The sequence below is a fragment of the Phenylobacterium sp. genome (assembly GCF_031425575.1).
Classification (GTDB): Bacteria; Pseudomonadota; Alphaproteobacteria; order Caulobacterales; family Caulobacteraceae; genus Phenylobacterium.
Window position 1 is genome coordinate 1 of record NZ_JANPJP010000202.1, and the last position, 8,253, is coordinate 8,253.

The window sequence follows — 8,253 nt, forward strand, 5'->3', positions numbered from 1 at the left end:
GATCCGGCTGTCGTCGGAATAGACGATCATCGAGGCCCACAGCCGGATGATCTCGGCCCCGGACTCGCGGATCACCACCTCGGGGTCCACGGTATTGCCCTTGGACTTGCTCATCTTCTCGCCGTTCTCGTCCATGGTGAACCCATGGGTGAGAATGGCGTCATAGGGCGCGCGGCCCCGGGTCCCGGAGCTTTCCAGCAGCGAGGACTGGAACCAGCCGCGGTGCTGGTCGGAGCCTTCGAGGTAGAGGTCGGCGGGCCATCGAGTGTGCGCGCGGTTCTCCAGGGTGAAGGCGTGGGTCGAGCCGGAGTCGAACCAGACGTCGAGGATGTCCTCGACCTTCTCGTAGCGCTCGGGGTCGTGGCTCCCCAGGAAGTCGCTCGCCGGCCGGGTGAACCAGGCGTCGGCGCCCTCGGCGGCGATCAGGTCGACGATGCGCTTGTTGAGCTCGAGATCCACCAGGGGCTGGCTGGTCTCCTTGTCGACGAACATGGCCAGGGGCGAGCCCCAGGCGCGCTGCCGGCTGATCAGCCAGTCGGGGCGGCTTTCCACCATGGCGCGGATGCGGTTCTTGCCGCCGGCCGGATGGAAGGTCGTCGCCTCGATGGCGTCCAGGGCCGTCTCGCGCAGGGTCTTGCCACCATGGGCGGCGTCCTCGATGGCGGTGTCCATGCGGATGAACCACTGCGGGGTGTTGCGGAAGATCACCGGCGCCTTGGAGCGCCAGGAGTGGGGATAGGAATGCTCCACCCGGCCGCGCGCCAGCAGGCGCCCGGCCTCGATCAGCTTCTCCTGCACCGCGCCGTTGGCGGGGCCGAACTTGCCGACCTTCTTGCCCTCGGTCTCCAGCACCTTGAGACCGGCGAACAGAGCGACGTGGTCATAATAGGCGCCGTCCGGATCGACGGTTTCTGGAATCTCGCGGTGGCCGTGGGCCAGCCAGACCAGATAGTCGTCGGCTCCGTGGCCCGGCGCGGTGTGGACAAAGCCGGTGCCGGCGTCGTCGGTCACATGGTCGCCGTCCAACAGCGGCACGGCGAACTGGTAATAGCTGTCCAGGCCTGCCAGCGGATGCTCCGCGGTGGCGCCCTGCGGGTCGAAGGTCTCGATCCGGCGGGTCGCGCTGATCTTGGCGGCCTTGAAGACGTCACCCGACAGCTTGTCGGCCACGATCAGCGTGTCGCCGGCCTTCGCCCAGGGCTCGAACTCCAGCCCCTCTTCCATGGCCTCGACCAGATAGACGCCATAGGCGATGTCGTTGTTGTAGCTGATCGCCCGGTTGGCCGGGATCGTCCACGGCGTGGTGGTCCAGATGACGATGCTGGCGCCGCGGGCGGCTTCGCTGCCGTCCACCACCGGGAACTTCACCCAGATGGTGGGCGAGTTCACATCGGCATACTCCACCTCGGCGTCGGCCAGGGCCGTGCGCTCGACGGGGCTCCACATCACCGGCTTGGAGCCGCGATAGAGCTGGCCGGAGGTCACGAACTTGTGGAACTCCGCGACGATCGCGGCCTCCGACGAATAGTCCATCGTGGCGTAGCGGTTCTCCCAGTCGCCGACGACGCCCAGGCGCTTGAAGCCGTCGCGCTGCACGTCGATCCACTTGGCGGCATAGGTGCGGCAGCGCTCGCGGAACTCGGCCTTGGAGACCTCGTCCTTGCGGCGGCCCTGGCCGCGCAGTTCTTCCTCGATCTTCCACTCGATGGGCAGGCCGTGGCAGTCCCAGCCGGGCACGTAGTCGACGTCGAAGCCCATGGCGAACCGCGAACGGACCACGAAGTCCTTCAGGGTCTTCTGCAGGGCGTGGCCGATGTGGATGGCGCCATTGGCGTAGGGCGGGCCATCGTGCAGCACGAACAGCGGGGCGTTCGCCGCCTGCCGCTCCTTGCGCACGGTGTTGTAGAGATCGAGCTTGGCCCAGCGGGCCAGGATCTCGGGCTCCTTGACCGGCAGGCCCGCCCGCATCGGGAACGGGGTGTCGGGAAGGAAGACGGTTTCGCGATAGTCGCGCGCGGGCTTGTCAGCGTCGTCGGCCATGGGGCTTTCCAGCGGTGTTCGGAACAGGTGTGCGGGTGATCCCGGCGCGCGCTGGAGCTTCGTCCGGCGGCGTCACGCCGGGCGGGTAATTCGCGACAATGTCCGAACCAAGGTCATAGCGCGCCGAGATAGCAGAGGGGCGCGCGTCGGGCGAGCCCTTTGGTTCAGCGCCGACGCTCGCGCGGGGTGACCGCGACGGTCACGCGCCGGCCCTGGCGGATCACCTCGAAATCCATGGCCCGGCCGATCGTGTCGGTCCCCAGCGCCCGCATCAGGTCGTCCAGCCCGGTCAGGGGCGCCCCCTCCGCCGCCACGATCAGGTCCCCGGGCAGCAGACCGGCCCGGGCGGCGGGCCCGTTGACTTCACAGGTGGCGATCCAGACCCCGAAGGGCTGGTCCAGGCCCACGGCGCGGGCCAGGTCGCGGGGGATGGGCGCCTGCTGGGCGATGACCCCGATGGAGCCCCGCCGAACCCTCCCGTGCTTGATCAACTCGCCCACCACCAGGGCCGCGGTGTTGGCCGCCACCGCGAAGCACAGGCCTTGGGCCCCGGCGATCACCGCGGTGGCGATCCCCACCACCTCGCCGGCCGAATTGACCAGGGGCCCGCCCGAGGAGCCGGGATTGAGCGCCGCGTCGGTCTGGATCAGGTCTTCGATCAGCCGGCCCCGCTCGCCGCGCAGGGAGCGGCCCAGGGCCGAGATGATCCCCGCCGTCACCGTGGCCTCGAACCCCAGGGGCGCGCCGATGGCGATCACCAGCTGGCCTCGCCGCATGGCCTTGGAGTCCCCCAGCCGGGCGTAGGGCAGGGTGACCCCGCCTTCGATCCGCAGCAGGGCCAGGTCGGTGTCGGGGTCGTCGCCGATCACCTGGGCGCGGAAAACCCGGCCGTCGAGGCCGATGATCTCGGCGGCGGCCGCGCCGCGCACCACATGGCTGTTGGTGAGGATCAGGCCGTCCGGCGCGATCACCACCCCAGAGCCCACGCCTTCGGGGCCTTCATGTCCGCGCCAGGGATGGACGCTGACCACGGCGGGGCCCACCCGCTCCACGGCGCTCACCACGGCGTGGGAACAGGCGTCCAGCAGGCCCGCATCGCCGCCGGGGGGCGCCGGCGGGGTGGGCGGCTGCGGTGGCCGCTCGGAATAGGCGAAGGTGGCGCCCGGGGCGAAGGCGTAGGACGGCGGCCGCTGGCGGCGGGGGCGGCGCGCCGCGGCGAAGGCGGCGTATTTCATTCCCTTGATCTGGGTCGGCATCGGCCCCTCGCAGTCCCGGCCGACAGGAAAAACCATCTGTTAACCAAGAGTCCAGGGGTGTCGCGCCTGGAGGGAGGCCGTCAGATCTCCGGCAGCAGCAGCGCGCGCGCCTGGGCCGCGTCAGTGCGGATCTGGGCGACCATGGGGTCGAGCCCGTCGAACTTGGCCTCGTCGCGCAGGAAGGCCACCAGGTCGGTCTCGATCACCTGGTCGTAGATGTCCTCGTCGAAGTCGAACAGCCAGACCTCCAGGCGCGGCGCGATCTCCCCGTCGATGGTGGGATTGACCCCGATATTGGCCACGCCGGCGATCTCGCGGCCGTCGGGCAGGCGGGTGCGGGTGGCGTAGACCCCGAAGCGCGGCAGGACGTAGTCCCTCAGCGCCACATTGGCCGTGGGGAAGCCGAGCGTCCGGCCCAGTTGGCGCCCGTGCTCCACCATGCCCTCCAGGGCGAAAGGCCGGCCCAGGATGGCGGCGGCAGCCTCCGGACGTCCGTCGCGCAGCGCCTCGCGCACGCCGGTGGAGGAGAACTTGCTGGTCCCGTCGCCCACTGCCTGGGCGACCGAGACGCCGAATCCCAGCTCCTGGCCGTAGCGGGCCATGATCTCGGGGCTGCCGGTGCGGTCCTTTCCGAAGGAGATGTCGAAACCGACGGCGACATTGCGAACCCCCAGGCCCTCCTGCAGGACCTGTACGGCGAATTCGTGGTCGGTCATCTGCGCCAGCTCGGGGTTGAAGGGCAGGACGTAGAAGATATCGACTCCTAGGCCGGCCAGCGCTCGGGCCTGCTGCTCGGCGTTCATCAGCCGGAAGGAGGGGGCGTTGGGCTGGAAGATGCGGCGCGGGTGCGGCTCGAAGCTGATCACTCCCAGCGGGGCCTTCATCACCCCCGCCGCCTTGGCGGCAAGCGCGATGACGCTCTGGTGGCCGCGATGCACGCCATCGAAATTGCCCAGGGCAACGGCCGCGCCGCGGTCGCTCTCCGCCAATCCCTTCCAGCCGTTGACGATACGCATGGGGCTCAGGCGCCCTTCCGGGGAACCATGATCACGGCCTCGCCGTCCACCACGGTCTTGCCGTTCACCTGACAGAGGGTGGCGAGCGTCGCGTGGCCGCGGGCTTCGTCCAGAGCCTGGATCGTCACCCGGGTCACCACCGCGTCCCCCAGCTTCACCGGCCGGCGGAAGCGCATCGACTGGGACAGGTAGATGGACCCGGGGCCCGGCAGCTTCGTGCCGATCACCGCCGAGATATAGGCGCCCGACAGCATGCCGTGGGCGATGCGGGTCTGGAAGGTGGTGGTCTTGGCGTAGTCCTCGTCCAGATGGACGGGATTGGTGTCGCCCGAGACGGCGGCGAAGGCCTCCACGTCATTGGCGGTGACGACCCTGATGGTCTCGGCCGACTGGCCGACACTCAGATCTTCGAAGAACAGTCCCTGCACGCGCGCGTCCCCTGCCATTGGCCTTCCTTAGCCGCCTTGGACCGACAAGCGAAGCCCTGGACGAGATCGGTCGCAATGGCCAAGCTTGTGAACGCTGTTGGGGAGATCGCGATGAAGTACCTGGCCCTGGGGTTCGCCCTGCTGATGGTCGCCTGTTCGCCGCGGGCCACCGAGGCGCCCGCGCCGCCGCCCTCGCCCGTGGCCGCCGCGGCGCCTGCGCCCGAGGCGATGACCATGGTCTTTGCGGGCGACCTACCCTGCGCCGACTGCCCCGGCATTCGAACCGAGCTGACCCTGACCCGCGACGCCCCCTATTCCGGCGACGGGAAATACAAGCTGGTGGAGACCTATATCCACCGCGGCGCGCCCATCACCAGCACCGGCATCTGGGGCACGCTGCGCGGTGACGCCGTCGACCCCGACGCCACGGTCTACGAACTCAACCCCGAAAAACCGGAACCTGCGCGCCGCCACTTCCGCCGGGTCGGGGATGATGAGGCGTTGAAGGTGCTCGGCGGTGACAGGACGCCCCTGCCTGACAGCCTTCCCAGCACGCTGAAGCGGGCGAAGTAAGGGGCGCCGCTACCAGACCAGATCGGCGATCGCGTAGGTGGCTGTCAGGCCGTCGGCGGCCAGCAGATCCTCCACCGCCTTGGCGTTCAGCCCATCAGGCCCGATGGTCTCGGCGCCATGTATGCCGCTGGCGACGAACAGCACGTCCAGGCCCTGGTCGTTGGCGCCCTTGACGTCGGTGGGCAGGCCGTCGCCGATGCAGAGCACGCGGGCGCGGTCCACGGGCCGACCCAGCAGCCGCTGCGCCTCCACCAGACAAAGGTCGTAGATCGGCGCGTAGGGCTTGCCTGCCATCAGCACCTTGCCGCCCAGCTGGGCGTAAAGTTGGGCGAGCGCCCCGCCGCAATAGATCAGCCGATCGCCCCGCTGCACGACGATGTCGGGATTGGCGCAGGTCATGACCAGGCCGCGCGCGGCGCAGGCCTCGAAGCGGTCCTGGTAGTCGCCGGGCCCCTCGACCTCGTCGTCATAGGGACCGGTCACCGAGATGAAGGCGGCCGTGTCGTAGTCGGCATAGTCCAGGCCCAAGCCTTCATAGAGCGGCGCGTCGCGCTCGGGGCCGACCCGCCAGGCGGGGCCGGGGGCCAGGTCGCTCAGCAGAACCCGGGTGGCGTCGCCAGAGGTGACGAAGGCCTGCCAGGCGGCGCGCTGCACGCCGAGCTCATCCAGCTGCGGGATCACCGAATGCGAGGGCCGCGGCGAGTTGGAAATCAGCACCACGGGCTTTTCTTCGCCCCACTTGGCGAGCGCCCCGCAGGCGGCGGGGAAGCTCTCGCGGCCGTTGTGGATCACGCCCCAGACGTCGGAGAGGATCACGTCGTAGCGGTCGGCGAGGTCGGAGAGTCCGGAGATCAACGCGGTCATGGGGCCGGGCGGTACCGGCCCCCGCTCAGTTGGTCAATGCCGCCCGCCCGCGCGGCGCCGCATGTTGGTGCGCAGGAACTCGGCGGGGGGGTCGGTCTCGGCCAGCACCGCATCCTTGATCGGGCGCGGCTCGCCGAACAGGTGGCCCTGGCCATAGGCGATGTCGAGTTCGAGGATGTCCACGATCTGCCGCTCCTCCTCGACCTTCTCGGCGATGATCTCCACACCGTAGCGGCGGGTCAGCGTCGAGAAGTCCTGGGCGGCCAGGTCGGGCATCGACTTCAGGACCAGGCCCTCGTCGGTCTCCACCAGTTGGTTCAGCAGGAACTGCGCGCCGATCTTCAGGAACTTCACGTCAGAGCGCGCCAGGTCCTGGAAGTCGAGATCGAGGTCCACGACCTTGTCCAGGCTGAAGCGGAAGCCGAGGTCGGCCAGTTTGCCCATGTTGCGGGCTTCGGTGGCGCCGCGCGCGTCGAAAGCGGCCTGGCCCAGTTCGAAGATCAGGGCGCCGGCCAGGTCGCGGTTGGCGGCCAACAGGTCGAGGAACTGCGGGAAGAAGCTCTCGTCGGCCAGGCTGGAGGTGGAGATGTTGCAGAAGATGCCGATCTTCTTGTCGGTCTTGGCCAGACGCCGGACGATCTGCACGCAGCGAAACAGCAGCAGGTTGTCGATGGAGGTGACCAGGCCCTCGGGCTCGGCCACGGCCAGATATTCGGCGGGCATCATCACCCGGCCGGTCTCGTCGCGCAGGCGCGAGAAGCTTTCGTAGAAGACCGTCCGGCGCTGCGGCAGGCCGACGACCGGCTGCAGATAGAGGTCGACGCGGTTCTCGGCGAGCGCCTCGCGGATGGTTTCCAGCAGCGCGGCCGACTGGCGGTGCTGCGGAGTGTGGCGGGCGCTGACGGGCGGCGCCTGGACCATCCGCTCCTCCAGCCGCTGGCCCATGCGCTGGACCAGGTCCTCCAGGATGTGGACCTCGTCGTGCAGCTCCTCGGTTCGCCGCACGGCCTCCTCGGTCATGGTCTCCGCCACTTCCGACAGGCGGGTGTCGATCTTCTCCATCTGCAGCAGCAGGATGGTGTTGGCCTCGCGCACCATGTCGAGACCGCGCTGCAGGGTGCGCATCTTCAGGCTGGCGGAGACCATGGCGTGGATCGAGGCGCACAGCGCCAGGCCGCCCACCAGGGCCGCGACGCCCGCCGCCCAGCCGCCACCGTTCCGCCACAGCAGGAGGGCGACGATCAGCGCAAGGCAGAGATAGGTGGCCGCAAGCGCCACCGACGTGAACTGTCGCATAAGCCCGCCGGTCCGAATCAACTCGGAGTATCGGCCGGGCAAGCCTTGCAAGTCGAATGGATTAACCGTCGCAGGGGGCGTAGGCGAAGCCTACCGCGTCGGGACCGGCGTATCGCCGCGGTAGTCGTAGAAGCCGCGGCCGGTCTTGCGGCCCAGCCAGCCGGCCTCGACGTACTTCACCAGCAGCGGGCAGGGGCGGTACTTGGAGTCCGCCAGGCCCTCGTAGAGCACGTTCATGATTGACAGGACGGTATCCAGGCCGATGAAGTCGCCCAGCTCCAGCGGGCCCATGGGATGGTTGGCGCCCAGCTTCAGGGCGTTGTCGATGGCTTCGACCGTGCCGACGCCTTCGTACAGGGTGTAGATCGCCTCGTTGATCATCGGCACCAGTATGCGGTTGACGATGAAGGCCGGGAAATCCTCGGCGTTGGTGGTGGTCTTGCCCAGCGAACGGGCGAAATTCACCGCGGTCTCGTAGGTGGGCGCGTCAGTGGCGATGCCGCGGATCACCTCGACCAGCTTCATCAGCGGCACGGGGTTCATGAAGTGCAGGCCGATGAACCGCTCGGGCCGGTCGGTGGTGGAGGCCAGCCGCGTGATGGAGATCGAAGACGTGTTGGACGCCAGCAGGGTGTGTTCGCCCAGGTGCGGCGCCATGGCCTTGAAGATGTTCTTCTTGACCTCTTCGTTCTCGGTGGCCGCCTCGATGGCAAGGTCCGTGCCGCCGATCGTCTGCAGTTCCGGCGCCGCCTTGATCCGCTGCATGGCGGCTTCCATAGC

The 8,253-nt window shown here is 68.8% G+C and carries 8 protein-coding genes; 1 reads left to right on the forward strand and 7 read right to left on the reverse strand.

The window, feature by feature from the left end:
* The 4 genes from ileS to RMO97_RS11640 all read right to left on the reverse strand — a co-directional run.
* Window positions 1-2,040: isoleucine--tRNA ligase (gene ileS / locus RMO97_RS11625; protein WP_310541206.1), on the reverse strand; the 2,040-nt coding region annotated here is incomplete at its 3' end.
* 164 nt (window positions 2,041-2,204) lie between these two features.
* Window positions 2,205-3,296, reverse strand: a complete 1,092-nt coding sequence (locus tag RMO97_RS11630; RefSeq protein WP_310541208.1) for a trypsin-like peptidase domain-containing protein — start codon at window positions 3,294-3,296, stop codon at window positions 2,205-2,207.
* An 80-nt stretch (window positions 3,297-3,376) separates the two neighbouring features.
* Window positions 3,377-4,312, reverse strand: coding sequence for a bifunctional riboflavin kinase/FAD synthetase (locus tag RMO97_RS11635; RefSeq protein WP_310541209.1), 936 nt, complete (start codon window positions 4,310-4,312; stop codon window positions 3,377-3,379).
* Between the two features lie 5 nt (window positions 4,313-4,317).
* Window positions 4,318-4,740 carry a MaoC family dehydratase gene (locus RMO97_RS11640; protein ID WP_310541210.1) on the reverse strand — a complete coding sequence of 141 codons (423 nt, stop codon included), beginning with the start codon at window positions 4,738-4,740 and terminating at the stop codon, window positions 4,318-4,320.
* Window positions 4,741-4,815: 75 nt separating this feature from the next.
* Between RMO97_RS11640 and RMO97_RS11645 the strand changes: the two genes are divergently transcribed.
* Window positions 4,816-5,313: a copper resistance protein NlpE N-terminal domain-containing protein gene (locus tag RMO97_RS11645; protein WP_310541212.1), complete on the forward strand. Its 498-nt coding sequence runs from the start codon at window positions 4,816-4,818 to the stop codon at window positions 5,311-5,313.
* Between the two features lie 9 nt (window positions 5,314-5,322).
* On the opposite strand, the gene RMO97_RS11650 is transcribed toward RMO97_RS11645, so the two are convergent.
* The 3 genes from RMO97_RS11650 to RMO97_RS11660 form a co-directional block, all read right to left on the reverse strand.
* Complete coding sequence (locus RMO97_RS11650; RefSeq protein WP_310541214.1) at window positions 5,323-6,177, reverse strand: TIGR01459 family HAD-type hydrolase; 855 nt, start codon at window positions 6,175-6,177, stop codon at window positions 5,323-5,325.
* A 33-nt stretch (window positions 6,178-6,210) separates the two neighbouring features.
* The gene (locus RMO97_RS11655) at window positions 6,211-7,473 is read right to left on the reverse strand and encodes an EAL domain-containing protein (protein ID WP_310541216.1); all 1,263 of its coding nucleotides are present in this window, start codon (window positions 7,471-7,473) and stop codon (window positions 6,211-6,213) included.
* A gap of 90 nt (window positions 7,474-7,563) precedes the next feature.
* Window positions 7,564-8,253 (reverse strand): 3-hydroxybutyryl-CoA dehydrogenase (locus RMO97_RS11660; protein WP_310541217.1); only part of this gene is annotated, 690 nt, incomplete at its 5' end.